The organism is Sphingomonas sp. SP3 (assembly GCF_058514305.1).
The window spans coordinates 742,493-756,705 of sequence record NZ_JBZSOE010000001.1 but is presented as its reverse complement, the minus strand read 5'-3'; the positions used below and the strand labels follow the sequence as shown (position 1 = coordinate 756,705).

At 64.6% G+C, this 14,213-nt stretch carries 12 protein-coding genes; 3 read left to right on the top strand and 9 right to left on the bottom strand.

Annotated elements, in window-relative coordinates; genetic code table 11:
• Position 1: 1 nt before the first annotated feature.
• Complete coding sequence (locus AC4K8G_RS03990; RefSeq protein ID WP_491732881.1) at positions 2 to 466, top strand: hypothetical protein; 465 nt, start codon at positions 2 to 4, stop codon at positions 464 to 466.
• Positions 467 to 769: 303 nt separating this feature from the next.
• Here the strand turns inward: AC4K8G_RS03990 and AC4K8G_RS03985 are convergent, their stop codons facing one another.
• The 3 genes from AC4K8G_RS03985 to AC4K8G_RS03975 all read right to left on the bottom strand — a co-directional run bounded on the left by AC4K8G_RS03985 (position 770) and on the right by AC4K8G_RS03975 (position 5,467).
• On the bottom strand, positions 770 to 1,261 hold the full coding sequence (locus AC4K8G_RS03985) for a hypothetical protein (protein ID WP_491732880.1): 492 nt from the start codon (positions 1,259 to 1,261) through the stop codon (positions 770 to 772).
• A 188-nt stretch (positions 1,262 to 1,449) separates the two neighbouring features.
• Positions 1,450 to 3,582, bottom strand: coding sequence for a M13 family metallopeptidase (locus AC4K8G_RS03980; protein WP_491732879.1), 2,133 nt, complete (start codon positions 3,580 to 3,582; stop codon positions 1,450 to 1,452).
• 106 nt (positions 3,583 to 3,688) lie between these two features.
• On the bottom strand, positions 3,689 to 5,467 hold the full coding sequence (locus AC4K8G_RS03975; RefSeq protein ID WP_491732878.1) for an ABC transporter transmembrane domain-containing protein: 1,779 nt from the start codon (positions 5,465 to 5,467) through the stop codon (positions 3,689 to 3,691).
• Between the two features lie 151 nt (positions 5,468 to 5,618).
• Between AC4K8G_RS03975 and AC4K8G_RS03970 the strand changes: the two genes are divergently transcribed.
• Positions 5,619 to 6,848: a polyhydroxyalkanoate depolymerase gene (locus AC4K8G_RS03970; protein ID WP_491732877.1), complete on the top strand. Its 1,230-nt coding sequence runs from the start codon at positions 5,619 to 5,621 to the stop codon at positions 6,846 to 6,848.
• Between the two features lie 55 nt (positions 6,849 to 6,903).
• Positions 6,904 to 8,754 carry a DUF885 domain-containing protein gene (locus AC4K8G_RS03965; RefSeq protein WP_491732876.1) on the top strand — a complete coding sequence of 617 codons (1,851 nt, stop codon included), beginning with the start codon at positions 6,904 to 6,906 and terminating at the stop codon, positions 8,752 to 8,754.
• On the opposite strand, the gene AC4K8G_RS03960 is transcribed toward AC4K8G_RS03965, so the two are convergent.
• From AC4K8G_RS03960 to AC4K8G_RS03935, 6 genes are read right to left on the bottom strand one after another with little or no spacing between them, the layout of a single operon-like run.
• Complete coding sequence (locus AC4K8G_RS03960) at positions 8,751 to 10,148, bottom strand: MFS transporter (protein WP_491732875.1); 1,398 nt, start codon at positions 10,146 to 10,148, stop codon at positions 8,751 to 8,753. The two genes, AC4K8G_RS03965 and AC4K8G_RS03960, sit on opposite strands and share 4 nt — an antisense overlap.
• The gene (locus AC4K8G_RS03955) at positions 10,145 to 10,399 is read right to left on the bottom strand and encodes a hypothetical protein (protein WP_491732874.1); all 255 of its coding nucleotides are present in this window, start codon (positions 10,397 to 10,399) and stop codon (positions 10,145 to 10,147) included. Before AC4K8G_RS03955 ends, AC4K8G_RS03960 begins: the two co-directional genes overlap by 4 nt.
• Before the next feature lie 44 nt (positions 10,400 to 10,443).
• Positions 10,444 to 11,622: an acetyl-CoA C-acyltransferase gene (locus tag AC4K8G_RS03950; RefSeq protein ID WP_491732873.1), complete on the bottom strand. Its 1,179-nt coding sequence runs from the start codon at positions 11,620 to 11,622 to the stop codon at positions 10,444 to 10,446.
• A 10-nt stretch (positions 11,623 to 11,632) separates the two neighbouring features.
• On the bottom strand, positions 11,633 to 12,088 hold the full coding sequence (locus tag AC4K8G_RS03945) for a MaoC family dehydratase (protein WP_491732872.1): 456 nt from the start codon (positions 12,086 to 12,088) through the stop codon (positions 11,633 to 11,635).
• Positions 12,088 to 13,131 (bottom strand): mechanosensitive ion channel family protein, encoded by a 1,044-nt coding sequence (locus AC4K8G_RS03940; RefSeq protein ID WP_491732871.1) that lies wholly within the window; start codon positions 13,129 to 13,131, stop codon positions 12,088 to 12,090. The genes AC4K8G_RS03945 and AC4K8G_RS03940 overlap by 1 nt, the downstream gene beginning before the upstream one ends.
• Positions 13,132 to 13,163: 32 nt before the next feature.
• Positions 13,164 to 14,165: a DNA topoisomerase IB gene (locus AC4K8G_RS03935; protein WP_491732870.1), complete on the bottom strand. Its 1,002-nt coding sequence runs from the start codon at positions 14,163 to 14,165 to the stop codon at positions 13,164 to 13,166.
• Positions 14,166 to 14,213: the final 48 nt, after the last annotated feature.

Here is a 14,213-nt window from a genome sequence, read left to right as displayed (position 1 = left end):
CATGAGGGCATCGATCGTCGCGGCGTTTGTGCTGCTCACCGCTTCGCCGCTGGCTGCGCAATCCGCGCCTGCAATTCCCGACCTCGCCATCGCGACGCCGATCGGCGGCACCTGGTCATGGGCACAAACCGCGGACGGCAGCGAAGCCGTGTTCACCGACGCTTATTCGAAGGCGCAGATGACGGTCCACTGCACGCGGATTTCGCGGCGTGTTTCGATTTCGAAATCGGCGACGGCCGCGGCACCTTTCATGGGCGTGTGGACCGGCACGCAAACGCGCAGCCTGCCTTCGAGCTTCGACCCCGCCACCGGAAAGCTCAGCATTGCGCTTCCGGCCTTCGACAATTTGCTGGATGCGTTCGTGTCCAGCCGCGGGCGCGTCGGCCTGGTCGTGGCGGGAAGGCCGCCGCTGGTCGTACCCGCCTGGGCGGAGGTCGCGCATGTTGTCGAGGATTGCCGCGCCTGAAACGCGAAGCGCAGAAGTGTGACGATAATTCACACGATTACAAGTCTTGCTTTGCGGCAAACAAAGAATCATCTTCTACCTGGCTTTAACGCAGCGAAAGGAGGTGATCCGATGTCTCATGGTTCAGCAGGGAGGTCGGAGAGGGGTGTTCGTAAGCCCTAGATGCTGACGAACGGCCACACCTTCGGCCGCTGACCATGTCGAAGGGCACCGCAGCGTGATGCAGCGGTGCCCTTTAACATATCTGAAGATTGCGCTTTGTTTTCCGCGCAATTCCGGCTTCATTTGGGAACCGTTACGGGATTAAAGAGCTTTCATCCGCGACGCAGGAGAACAGCACATGGCAAAATCCGCGAAGAAAACTTCCAAACGTTCCTCGTCGAGTTCGTCAGATACCGTCGACAAACTTGCGAAAGCCGCGATGAGCAAAGAGATGCTCGCCGCCGGTCTTGCGGCCGCAGCAGCCGCGATCAGCGCGAGCCCGAAGGCGCGCCGCGCCATCCGCGACGCCGGCCTCGATGCCGCCGATACCGCTTCACAAGCCGCGACGAGCATGGTTGCCAGCGCAACCAAATTGGGATCATTGATTGCAGAAGCCGTTGCCGATGCCGCGAACCGCGTGATGTCCGGCAAATGGTCAATGGAAGCCAGCGGCAGCACCGCGAGTTCCGGCGCCGCGCGCAAGCCCGCCGTCAAGCGTTCGACCGCGAAAAAGTCGACCGCCAAGCGCTCGACAGCGAAGCGTTCAACCGCGTCGCGCACGAAAACGGCAACCCGCGCTTCGACTGCGCGCAAGCCCGCGGCGAAACGGAGCGCCGCCAAGCGCTCGACCAGCGCAGCGAAAACTTCGACCGCCGCAAAGCCTGCGCGCAAGGCGCCTGCTCGCCGTCGCACGACGGCGCGCAAACGGCCGGCTGCCAAACCTAGCGGTGGCGGAAACGCCTAGCGATTAGTGCCCGAGATTCGTCTCGGGCACGCGTCGCTTACCAAATGCGAACGCGTTGCTCGGGCGGCAGGTAAAGCTTGTCGCCCGGCTTCACGTTGAACGCTTTGTACCAGGGGTCGAAGTTGCGAACGACCGCATTGACGCGCGCTTCCGCGAGCGAGTGCGGATCGGTCTGCAGCAACTGGCGGGCGAACGCGTCGCGATACTTCCAGCGCCAGCCCTGGGCGTAGCTGAGGAAGAAGCGCTGGTCCCCGGTCAGCCCGTCGATCACCGGCGCGGGCTTACCCTTCAGCGACAGCTTGTACGCCTGGTAGGCCATCGAAATGCCGCCCAAGTCGCCGATGTTCTCGCCAAGCGTGAGCTTGCCATTGTGGCAGGTCTTGCCGTCGTCGAGGGGGCACATCTTGTCATACTGAGCGGCGAGTTTTGCACCGAGCGCGTCGAAGGTCTTGCGGTCCTTATCGGTCCACCAGTTGCTGAGAGCGCCTGTCGGACCATATTTGCTGCCCTGGTCATCGAAGCCATGGCCGATTTCGTGGCCGATCGTCGCGCCGACCGCGCCATAGTTCACGGCGGCATCCGCCTTCGGGTTGAAATAGGGCGGCTGAAGGTAAGCGGCGGGGAAGACGATCTCGTTCGCCGGCGGCATGTAATAAGCGTTCACCGTCTGCGGCGTCATCAGCCACTTGGTCTTGTCGACCGGGCCGGCCAGGTCGTGGAGCTGGTCCCGCCACGCCCAATCAGCCGCCGACACATTGTTCGCAAGCGCCTGTCCCGGCTGGATCACGAGGTCGTCATAGGTCTTGAACTTGACCGGGTAGCCGATCTTCACGCCAAACGCGTCGAGCTTCTTCTGAGCTGCGACGCGGGTCGCCGGAGTCATCCATGGCAAAGTCTTGAGGTTGCTCGCCAGCGCCAAGCGGAGGTTGCCGACAAGCTTTTCCATCGCCGCCTTGCTCGACGGCGGGAAATGTCGCTGGACGTAGATCTTGCCGACGGCTTCGCCCATCGAGCCTTCCACGAAGCTGATCGCCCGTTGCCAGCGCTCGCGCTGCTTCGTCCGGCCCTGCAGGGTCTTGCCGTAGAAATCGAAGTTGGCGTTATCGATGTCGCTCGGCAGCACCGCGGCTTGGCTGGACAGGAATTGCGCTGCCGCCCACGCCTTGATGTCGTCCATCGGCGCGGTGTTGAGCAACTGCAGCATGGCCGGCATGCCGCCGCCGAGCTTTTTCAGCTGGTCGGGCGTCAGGCCGATTTTCTCCACTTCCTCTGCAGTCGGCGGGACCTGGGCGACGATGAAGCTCGGCGTCGTGTCGAGCTTCAGGTCGGTCAGCATGGTCGCGACGGGAAAGCCGCCGCTCATTGCCTGAAGGTCCGCACGCGTCACGCGGTTGGTCGTCAGCTCGGGGTTGCGGGAAAGGGCCCGATCCCAGCCGATCTCGGCGAATTGCTTTTCGAGGTTGTACACCCGGTCCGCGGTTGCCGCGGGGTTAGCATAACCGGCCTTGCCGAGCAGGAACGCCAGATATTCCTTATACTTCGCGCGAATGGCGACGTTCTTGTCGCTGTCGACGAGGTAATAGTCGCGGTCGGGCAGGCCGAGGCCGCCGACACCGGCATAGACGGTGTTGGCGTCAGGGTTCTGCCGGTCGATCGACACGAACGCGTTGACCGGCGACGGCATCGACGGATCGGCGAACAGGTGGGCGAGATCGTCGCGGCTGTTCGCTGCGGCAATCCGATCGAGATAGGGCTTTGCCGGCGTCAGGCCCGCCGCGTTGATCGCGTCGACATCGAGAAACGCGCGGTAGCCGTCGGCAATTCTTTGCTCGAGGCTTCCAGCCGGGTGCGTGGTCGCAGCCATTTCCTCGACGATGGCGCGCACGTCGCGCTCCGCCCCGAGCCGCAGGGCCAGCGCGACGCCGCTATAGGGATATTGCGGCGGGATGGTCTCGCGCGCTTCCCACTTGCCGTTCACATAAGCGAAGAAGTCGTCGCCCGGCTTCACTGACTTGTTGAGGTCCTTGATGTCGAAACCCCAGCGCGGGAAGGTCATTTGCGGCTTATATTCCTGCTCGGCCGCAGGCGCGGCCGCGCTCTGGGCGAAGCCGGCAGCAGGCACGGCGAAAGCTGCCGCAGCGACGGCAAGAAGAAGCGCTGACTTTTTCATGATTACCCCAACCCCCGAATCAAAAAACGATGCGAAGATAAAGCGTTAGCGTTCGAGGGGAACCTAAGATTATTCGACGAAGCGCCACAGGCCTCGGCGAACGGCGCTAGGCGGCGCGGTCCTCGAACTGGAGGCGCGCGAGCCGCGCGTAGAGCCCGCCACGCGCGTTCAATGAACGGTGGGTGCCTTCTTCGACGATCCGGCCCTGGTCCATGACCACGATCCGGTCGGCGGCGCGAACGGTCGCGAGCCGGTGCGCGATGACGATCGTGGTGCGATGCTCCATCAGCCGGTCGAATGCGTCCTGCACGAGACGCTCGCTTTCCGCGTCCAGCGCTGAGGTCGCCTCGTCGAGAAGAAGCAGCGGCGCATCGCGCAGCAGCGCGCGGGCGATGGCAATCCGCTGGCGCTGGCCGCCGGACAGGCGGGCACCGCCTTCACCCATGAAAGTGTCGAGCCCTTCAGGGAGCGCGCGGAGGAAGTCTTCCGCATTGGCGTCGCGCGCCGCCTGCCACAGCTGGTCCTCGTTCGCGTCCCAATTGCCGTAGCGGAGATTGTCGCGGGCGGAGGCGGCGAAGATCACCACTTCCTGCGGCACCATCGCGATGCGCTGGCGGATGTCGGCGGGGTCGGCGTCCTTGAGGTCGACGCCGTCGAGAAGCACCCGCCCGTCCTGCGGGTCGTAGAAACGCTCGGCGAGCTGGAAGAGCGTCGTCTTGCCCGCGCCGGACGGACCGACAACCGCCAGCCGCTCATGCGATTTCACTTCGAGGTTGAAGCCTTCGAGCGCCGACGTGTCTTGCCGGGCCGGATAGTGGAAGGTGACGTTGTCGAACGTCAGCTCACCGCGGGCCGGCTCCGGAAGGGCCTTTGGCTTGGCCGGTGCCCGGATATCGGGCTCGGCATCGAGCAATTGCGCAAGCCGCTCCGACGCACCTGACGCGCGGAGCAGGTCGCCATAGACTTCGGACAAATTGCCGAACGCGCCTGCCAGCAATCCGCCGTAGAGAACGAACGCGGCAATGGTGCCGCCGCTCATTCTCCCGACCGCAACCTCGTTCGCGCCCTGCCAGATGATCCAGGTGATCGCGCTGAACAGGAGGAAAATGACGATGGCGGTCATCAGTGCGCGCAGCAGGATGCGGCGCTTGGCGGTCGAGAACACGCGCTCGACCGCTTCGGTGAAACGCGACGTCTCGCGGCCCTGCTGGTTGAAGGCCTGGACGATCTTCATCGCGCCCAGCACTTCGCTGGTGACCGTGCCGACATCGGCGATGCGGTCCTGGCTGCGCGTGGATACCTGCCGCACCTTGCGGCCGAGGAACACGATCGGGCCGACGACCAGGGGCACACCGAGCAGCATCATCGATGCAAGCTTTGGCGCGAGTGCGAACAGGATCGCGATGCAGGCGAGCCCCATCACCGTATTGCGGAGCGCGACCGAGACGGTGGTGCCGACCACCTGCTCGATGATCGTCGTATCGACCGTGATGCGCGACGTGATCTCAGCCGGGCGGTTCTCCTCGAAGAAGCCGGGCGACAGACGAAGCAGGTTCCGGTGCACGGCGAGGCGGATGTCCGCGACGGTGCGCTCGCCAAGCCAGGAGACGAAGAAATATCGGACCGCGGTGGCGATGGCCATCACACCGACCAGCAGCAGGAGATACTGGAACCAGCGGGCGATATCGCGGGTGCCGGAGCCCGCCGCGAAGCCTTTGTCGATGATCAGCTTGAAGGCGTAGGGAACGCCCGAGGTCGCGGCCGCCGCAACCAGCAGCGCCAGCGCCGCAATCGCGATGTGGCCTGGGTAACGGCTGGTGAAGCCCCAGATCATCCGCAGGCTGCGGAGCGAGCGGCCCTTGGGGCGGTTCGGCAGGTTGGCCATGGCCCTCCCCTAAAGGGTGGCGAGAGCCGCACCAAGCGACTTTTCCACAGGCAATCGCTCCCGCGCGGTGCTGCGCCGCAGCATTCGCTTGCAAGGGACCCTTTTGAGGGCCACATCTGTTGTTTCCGCGAAGGCAATCCCCCGAGGTCCGATGCTCTACGACGCCTATGAAGTGCAGCGCTCGCTTCTCGCAGGTGCGAGCAAGCTTGCCGGGCTCGGCGCGGGCTGGCTCAACAATCCGTCCAATCCCTGGGGTTACAGCTCGATGGGGCCGCTGGTCGCGGCGAGCCTCGAGGTCTTTGCGCACGCCGCCGCGCCGCGCGGCAAGCCGGAGTTCGGCATCGTCGAGACCAAGGTCGGCCGCAAGACCATCGCGGTCGATGAGGACATCGTTCTCAGGAAGCCATTCGGTCAGCTCAAATATTTCCGCAAGGTTGGGGCCGAGTCCGGTCGGCCGCTGCTGATCGTGGCGCCGATGTCGGGCCACTATGCGACCTTGCTTCGCGGCACGGTCGAGCGGCTGCTTCCGCACAACGACGTCTACATCACCGACTGGCGCGACGCGAAGTTGGTCCCCGCGTCGGACGGCAGCTTCGATCTCGACGATTACATCGACTACCTGATCGAATTCCTGGAGCATATCGGCAAGGCGACCGGCGAGCGACCGCACCTGCTGGCCGTGTGCCAGCCTGCTGTCCCCGCGTACGCAGCGACCGCGCTGATGAACGCCGACAGGAATGCATGGCGGCCGAAGAGCCTGACCATGATGGGCGGGCCGATCGACACGCGCGAGGCGCCGACCGCGGTCAACACGCTGGCCACGCAGCGGCCGTTCCACTGGTTCGAGCAGAATGTGATCGCGACCGTGCCGATGATCTACGCGGGCGCGGGGCGAAAGGTTTATCCGGGCTTCCTCCAGCTCGCCGGGTTCATGACGATGAACCTTGGCTCGCACCTCATCTCGCACTGGGAGATGTTCAAGCATCTCGTCGTCGGCGACGAAGAAGGCGCCGAGCCGACGCAGAAATTCTACGAGGAATATCGCTCGGTGTGCGACATGACCGCGGAATTCTACCTGCAGACGGTCGACGTGGTGTTCCAGCGCCACCTGCTGCCCAAGGGCAAGATGATGCACCGCGGCCGGCGCGTCGATCCGGCGGCGATCAAGGATACGGCTTTGCTCGCGATCGAAGGCGAGCGTGACGATATTTCCGGCCTCGGCCAGACCAAGGCGGCGCTCGACATCGCGACCAAGTTGCCGACTTCGAAGAAGCAATATTTCATGGCCAAGGATGTCGGCCATTACGGCATCTTCAACGGCCGCAAGTGGCGCGAGAAGATCGCGCCCGTCGTCGACGCCTTCATCGCCGCCAACGACTGAAGGCTTTTCGCCCCGTTCGCCGACGCTATAGGCCGCTCATCGAAGGAGAGCGCGGATGACGGTGATGCTTGGCAGGCGTGAATTTCTCGGAACGGCGGCGGCAGCGGGCCTGCTCGCGGGTTGCAAGGTAGGCGGCGGAAGCAAGAGCGGGCAGGCGGCGAGCGGCGACCTTGCGCAGCAGCTTCAGGGCATCGCCGATCAGCTTCTCACCGAATATCCGCAGAATGCGACTATCCTCGGCATTGCCAAGGACAAGTTCGCGCCGCTTGCCCACCAGTGGCAGGACCAGACTCCCGCGGGGGTTGCAGCGCGCAAGCAGCATATCGGCGAGCGCCTGCAGACCCTGAAGGGCTTAGACCTCAGCGATCTCAGCAATCACGACCAGTTGAACGGTGCCGTCGCCTTGCAGGCGCATGAGCTTGCGCAGGCCGGATACGCGTTTCCATTCGGCGATCCGTTGGTGCTCGATCCGAACAACGGCTTTCGCAACACGCCATACGTCGTGAACCAGCTGGGCAGCAGCTACACCGACCTGCCCGATTTCCTCGAGAGCCGGCACACGATTGCGAACGGCGAAGACGCGATCGCCTTTGCCGACCGAGTCGATGCCTATGCGCGCAACATTGACGGCGAGACCCAGCGACTGAAGCACGACCGCGGGATCGGTGTCGTCGCGCCCGACTTCAACCTCGACAAGACGATCGGGATCATCAGCGGCGGGGCGGCGGAAAAGCCGGACCAGTCAGCCGTGCTCGCGACCTTCAAGCGCAAGATGGGCGAGGCCAAACTCACCGACGACAAGCTCACCGACCGCGTTGCGCAGTCGATGGCGACCAAGGTCATCCCGGCGCTGCAGCGGCAGGTCGAGGAATTGAAGCAGCATCGCGCGGTCGCCACGTCCGACGCCGGCGTGTGGCACTTCAGCAATGGCGACGAATATTACCGCTGGGCGCTAAAGGCGGGCACGACGACCACGCGCACGCCCGAGGACATCCACCAGCTCGGCCTGGACCAGATCAAGGAAATCCAGGCCCGCATGGAAACGATCATGCAGAAGCAGGGCCTGACCGGCGGCACAGTCGGCGAGCGCATGGCGGCGCTGGGGAAGGATCCGGCACAGCTTTACCCGAACACGGCGGCGGGCCGCGAGCAGCTGCTCGCTTACCTCAACGGCCGAATTGCGGATGTTCGCACGCGGCTTCCGAACGCGTTCGCGACGATGGTGCCGGGCCGGTTGATCATCAAGCGCGTGCCGCCGGCGATCGAGGCGGGTGCGCCGGGCGGCTACGCTTCCGCCGGTTCGATCGACGGCAAGGTGCCGGGGCAATATTACATCAACCTTCGCGACACGTCGGAATGGCCGAAATTCTCGCTTCCGACGCTTTGCTATCACGAGGGCGTTCCTGGCCACGTCTGGCAGGGAGATTATGCCAACCGCATGCCGCTGATCCGCTCGATGCTGGCGTTCAACGCCTATAGCGAGGGCTGGGCGCTCTATGCGGAGCAGCTGGCCGATGAGCTTGGCGTCTATGCCGACGATCCGCTGGGGCAGCTCGGCTACCTCCAGTCGATGGGCTTCAGGGCCTGCCGCCTCGTCGTCGACACCGGGCTCCATGCGATGAAGTGGACCCGCGAGCAAGCGATCGACTGGTTCGTGAAGACCAATGGCGACGATCGCGGCTCCGTCACTGGAGAAGTTGACCGCTACTGCGCGATGCCGGGACAGGCGTGCGGCTACAAGGTTGGCCAGCTGGAGATCGATCGGCTGCGCACCAAGGCGAAGGCCGCGCTCGGCGATAAATTCGACCTGCGGCGCTACGATGATGCGGTGGTGCTGGGCGGAAGCGTCCCGATGACCTTGCTTGAAACGGTGATCGACGGCTTCATCGCCAAGGCAAAGGGCTAGGCCTTCTTCATTTTCACCTTGCCGAGCATGGTGAGCGCAACGACGCTCGCCAGTGCGGACACGGCGGCGGACACGAACATCGCACCGTGAAAGCCGGCGAAGAGCTTCTCGCCTTCGCTCGCCAGCACGGCGCCGAGAAGCGCGGTTGCAATGAGGCCGCCGGTGCGGGCGACGGCGCTATTGAAGCCCGATGCCATGGCGACATGCTGCTCCTCGACCGAGCCGAGGACCGACGAGGTCAAGGGAGCGACGGCGATGGTCATGCCGATCGCCATCACCAGGATGGTCGGGAAGGGGCCAAGCCAATAGCTGCTATCGGGCTCCATGATTCGGGACAGCATCATGCCGGCCGCGACTACCAGCGGGCCGATCGTCAACGGGATGCGCGGTCCGATCCGCATGGCGAGCCCGCCCATGAACGGCGAGACGGAGGTCATCAGGATCGGCAGGGGAAGCATCGCCAGGCCTGCCTGCACGGGTGAATAGCCGCCGCTGGTAATGAGCACATAGGGGATCAGCAGCATCGCCGCCGCGAACGCCGCGTAGAGCAGGAAAGTCAGCAGGTTGAGACCCGAGAAGCAGAGGTTCGCGAAGAGCGTGAGCGGCATCATCGCCCGCCCGCCGCGGTGGTTCTCGTTCCACAAGAAGGCCCCGAGCATGACCAGGCCCGCGGCCAGGGTGATGGCGGCTGGTGTGCTGAACTGGCGCGTCGCCGACCACAGGGTCAGCGCATAGGTCAGGCCACCAAGGCCAAGCGTTGCCAGGACGGCGCCGGGATAGTCGGTGCGGCCGGCGCCGGCTTCGCTACTCTCGGCGACGAATTTGATCGCGAGGGCGATCGCGCCCAGCGCCAGCGGCAAGTTGATGTAGAAGATCGCGGGCCAGCCGACCGTGCCGACGAGCCAGCCGCCGATCAGCGGCGCGATTGCGGCCATGGCCGCGCCCGACGCGGCCCAGATGCCGACCGCGCGCCCGCGTTTCTCGCCCGAATAGGCGGAGTTGAGCAAAGCGAGGCTATTGGGCAAGAGGAGCGCGGCGCCGATGCCTTGGGCCGCGCGGGCCGCGAGCAGTACCGGCAGGCTCGGCGCAAGCGCGCAGATGAGCGACGTCGCCGCGAAGATGCTGGTGCCGATGACGAGCAATCGCCGACGCCCGAAATGATCGCCGAGCGCACCGCCGAGCAGTAGAAGCGCGGACAGCGGCAGCAAATAGGCGTTGACCACCCATTGCACTTCCTGGGCGCCGGCGCCGTAGCTCGCGCGGATCGCGGGCAGGGCAACGCTGAGCACCGAGCCTTCGACGAAGGACAGGCTCGATGCGAGGATGCAGGTGACGAGCGTCCAGCGCGGGTCAACCCGCGCCTTCCCCTCTCCGCTGGAATCGCGCGGGCTCAATCGATCTTCTGAGCGATCGCCGTCTCGACCATCTTACGCCACACGTCGGGATCGCCCGCTGCCGCCATCGCCTCGTCTGGCTCACGCGCGGTATGAAGTACGGCCAGCGCCTGGTTCACATGCTCATGCCAGACCCGGTCGACTTTATCGCCTGCAGACGGGTCGCTGCCCTCGGCATTGCTGCTGTGCGCGGCGCCGGCGAGGACTCGCGCCACGCGTTCAACCAGGGGTTTTTCGGAAACGGCCATCATTTGCTCCCTCTTTTCCGCTTCAACCCGCGCGAGCACCTTTGGGTTCAGAGCACTTCGAACAGACCCGCCGCGCCCATGCCGCCGCCGACGCACATGGTGACGACGACATGCTTCGCGCCGCGGCGCTTTCCTTCGATTAGCGCGTGACCCGTCATGCGCGCGCCGCTCATGCCGTAGGGGTGCCCGATCGAGATGGACCCGCCGTCGACGTTCATGCGATCTTCGGGGATGCCGAGCTGCTCGGCGCTGTAGAGGACCTGGACTGCAAAGGCCTCGTTCAGCTCCCACAGGCCGATGTCGTCGACCTTGAGGTCGAAGCGCTTCAGCAGCTTGTTGACCGCGTCGATCGGGCCGATGCCCATCTCGTCCGGCTCGGTCCCGGCAACCGCCATCCCGACATAGCGGCCCATCGGCGCAATCCCACGCCGCTCCGCTTCCTTCGCTTCCATCAGGATGCAGGCTGAGCTTCCATCCGAGAGCTGGCTCGCATTGCCTGCGGTGATCGACGTGTCCGGCCCGAGCACGGGATTAAGTCCCGAGAGCCCCTCGAACGTCGTGTCTGCGCGATTGCCCTCGTCCTTGGCGATCGTGACTTGCTTCTGCGAGACCTCGCCCGTCTCCTTGTTCGTCACATTCATCGTCGTCGTGACGGACACGATCTCGTCGTCGAAGCGACCCTCGGCTTGTGCCGCCGCCGTGCGCTGCTGGCTCTTCAGCGCATATTCGTCCTGCCGTTCGCGGCTGATGCCATAGCGCCGCGCGACCGTCTCTGCCGTCTGCAGCATCGGCATGTAGATATGCTTGTGCACGGCCATCAGCGCCGGGTCGGGCGTGATCCGCATCTCCGGCGTTTGCACGAGGCTGATGCTGTCCTGGCCCCCCGCGGCGACGACATCCATCTTGTCGACGATGATCTGCTTGGCGGCGGTGGCGATCGCCATCAGGCCCGACGAGCACTGGCGGTCGATAGTCATGCCGGAAACGGTGACAGGACAGCCCGAGCGGAGCGCGACCTGGCGCCCGATATTGCCGAACTGGGTTCCTTGGGTCAGCACCGCGCCCCACACCACGTCGTCGATGTCGCCCGGCTCGATGCCGGCACGCTCGATGGCAGGCTTCAGCGAATAGCTGCCGAGGGTCGGGCCGAGCGTCGCGTTGAATGCGCCCTTGTAGGCGCGGCCGATCGGGGTTCGGGCAGTCGAAACGATCACGGCTTCACGCATCAAACTCTCCTCAAGCGAACACCAACCCCAGCCATTCGGCACTAAGCGCGGGCTTCTCTTCGCCCTCGATCTCGACGGTGACAATATGGCGCATCAGCAGCTGTCCGGGCGCTTTCTCCTCGACTGAGTCAAGGATGAAGCGGCCGCGAACGCGGCTGCCGGCGCGGACAGGCGCGAGGAAGCGCAGCCGGTCCACCCCATAATTCACGACGACTTTGCTGCTTTCAGGCAGGAACATCACCTCCGCGCCCATGCGCGACAGGAGCGACAAGGTGAGGAAGCCATGCGCGATGGTGCCGCCGAACGGCGTCTGCGCAGCCGCATCCGGGTCGACGTGGATGAACTGGCGGTCGTCGGTGGCGTCGGCAAAGGCGTCGATCCGCGCCTGATCCACATGGATCCATGAGGATACGCCGATTTCATGACCGATTTTGCCGCGGATTTCGTCGAGACTGGCAAGCGGCATCAGAAAGGCAGGGGCGCGGTCGGCTGGTCCGACGCCCGGGCCAGTACCAGCTTCTTCGGCTCGAGCATCTCGATCAGTGAGCGCAGGATCGCGGCGCGGTTGCTTGCCAGCGCGTCGGGGTCGCGGCTCGAATCATCATAGACGAGGTCGTAGGTGAGCGCGTCGCTGCCTGCTCCGGACAGCGCGCAGCGCACGAGTGTGCAGCCCTTTCGCGCCGCGACTGCATCGGCGGCCGCGGCGCTAACCGCGTCGATCGACTTGGCCGACGCCTTGCCGCCGATGGCGAGATAAACGGTGATCCGCCGCGCCTTTGCCTGCGCGAGATTGTGGATTTCGCGTTCCAGCAGCTTGGTGTTGGACATGATCAGCTGCTCGCCGGTCATCGACCTAAGCCGCGTCGTCTTAAGCCCGATCCTCTCCACCGTCCCCGTACTGTTGTCGTAGCGGATGGTGTCGCCGCGCTTGAATGGCTTGTCGAAGAGGATAGCAAGCGCCGCGAACAGGTCGGAAAAAATGCCCTGCGCGGCAAGGCCGATCGCGATGCCGCCAATGCCGAGACCGGCGACCAGCGCGGTGACGTTCACGCCGAGATTGTCCAGGATCAGGATCCCCGCGATCGCGAACAAGGCGACGCTGATCAGCACGCGGATGATCGCCATCGCGTTCGACAGCGCGCCGGATCCGTTCTCCTCGGCGACGCGGCGGCCGATCATGCCGAGGATCAGCTCGCGGCCCCACACCGCGCCCTGGAGGGCGAAGGCGATGACGAAGCCGATATCGATGAGCCGCGCTGCCTTGTGGGGAAGGTCGGCGTAGGTTGAGACGACGTCGGCCGCGGCGAGGACCATGAAGGCGAGGCTGGTCTTGGCAAACACCCGGCCGATCACCGTGCGCCAGCCGAGGCCATGCGGATCGCGCTTCACCAACGCCTGGCCGATGCTTCTCAGCACCAGCATGACCGCGACGATCAGCGCGCCGACGGCGATCCCGAGCAGCAGCCCGTCCCGGTTGGCGTCGAACCAGCTTACGAGGCGATCCCCCATCAGCAACGTCTTGGCGGGCGATAGAGCGGCAATCAAGCGGCGCTTCGCTTGGCCTTCCTTGCGACTTTCTTGAGGAAGGGGATCAGCGCAACCTCGCAGGCAGACAGCCATTTGCGCGCGCGCGGCCGCTCAAGGCCCTTCAAGGGATCGCGCGGGTCGTCCTTGACCGCTGCGATCAGCGCCGGGTGGACATAGGCCTTGCGGCTCATCGCGACGGTGTTGCCGAGCGCTTCGGCGACCGGTTCGATCATCGTGTTGACGCTGATCCGCGCGTTCTCGGCCTTGTCGAGCATCTGTTCGAACGCCAGGACGGTCGCGCCCCAGGTACGGAAATGCTTGGCAGTAAAATCGCTGCCTGTGGCCTCGCGGATGTAATCGTTCACCTCGTTCGAGTTGATCGGGTGGGGGTTGGCATCGCCGTTGATATATTGGAACAACTGCTGGCCCGGCAGCTCCTGCAGCTGCCGAACGACACGCCTCAAGGTGCGGTCACTGATCGTCACTTCGTGCATCACGCCGCTCTTCCCCTTAAATCTCATCTTCACCTTGCGGCCGTCGTCGTGAACCTGGCGGCTGAGTAGAGTGGTCGCGCCGAAGCTTTTGTTCTCCTTTGCGTATTCGCGATTACCGACGCGAAGATATTCCTCGTCGAGGAGGCGGATGACCGCGGCCACGACCTTGTCCCGGCTGAGCGCGCGCTTCTTCAAATCCTTGTCGACCTTCCGCCGGATCTTCGGGAGCTCCATCCCGAATTCGGCAAGGCCGGCGAACTTGGAGAGTTCTCGCTTGGCGCGAAATTCTGGATGATAGCGATACTGCTTGCGTCCCCGGTCATCGATCCCGGTCGCCTGTAGGTGACCGTCCGGATCCTTGCAGAACCAAGCGTCCTTGTAGGCCGGCGGCAGTGCGATCGAGTTCAGCCGGTCGATCGTGTCGCGATCGGTCACGCGCTTGTCGCCGTCGAAATATGCCCAGTACCGGCCCTGCCGCTTGCGCGTGTATCCCGGCTCGCTGTCGCTGCTGTGCCTCAGCATGGCGCGTTACGCTTCACTCGACTCATCGAGGCGCATAGACGAGCGAGC

What these genes read in the sequence shown, in the direction of transcription:
- AC4K8G_RS03990 (WP_491732881.1), top strand. Translation starts at nt 2, where the DNA reads ATGAGGGCATCGATCGTCGCGGCGTTTGTGCTGCTCACCGCTTCGCCG.
- AC4K8G_RS03970 (WP_491732877.1), top strand. Translation starts at nt 5,619, where the DNA reads ATGCTCTACGACGCCTATGAAGTGCAGCGCTCGCTTCTCGCAGGTGCG.
- AC4K8G_RS03945 (WP_491732872.1), bottom strand. Translation starts at nt 12,088, where the DNA reads ATGCCGCTTGCCAGTCTCGACGAAATCCGCGGCAAAATCGGTCATGAA.
- AC4K8G_RS03950 (WP_491732873.1), bottom strand. Translation starts at nt 11,622, where the DNA reads ATGCGTGAAGCCGTGATCGTTTCGACTGCCCGAACCCCGATCGGCCGC.
- AC4K8G_RS03975 (WP_491732878.1), bottom strand. Translation starts at nt 5,467, where the DNA reads ATGGCCAACCTGCCGAACCGCCCCAAGGGCCGCTCGCTCCGCAGCCTG.
- AC4K8G_RS03965 (WP_491732876.1), top strand. Translation starts at nt 6,904, where the DNA reads ATGACGGTGATGCTTGGCAGGCGTGAATTTCTCGGAACGGCGGCGGCA.
- AC4K8G_RS03940 (WP_491732871.1), bottom strand. Translation starts at nt 13,131, where the DNA reads ATGGGGGATCGCCTCGTAAGCTGGTTCGACGCCAACCGGGACGGGCTG.
- AC4K8G_RS03955 (WP_491732874.1), bottom strand. Translation starts at nt 10,399, where the DNA reads ATGATGGCCGTTTCCGAAAAACCCCTGGTTGAACGCGTGGCGCGAGTC.
- AC4K8G_RS03935 (WP_491732870.1), bottom strand. Translation starts at nt 14,165, where the DNA reads ATGCTGAGGCACAGCAGCGACAGCGAGCCGGGATACACGCGCAAGCGG.
- AC4K8G_RS03980 (WP_491732879.1), bottom strand. Translation starts at nt 3,582, where the DNA reads ATGAAAAAGTCAGCGCTTCTTCTTGCCGTCGCTGCGGCAGCTTTCGCC.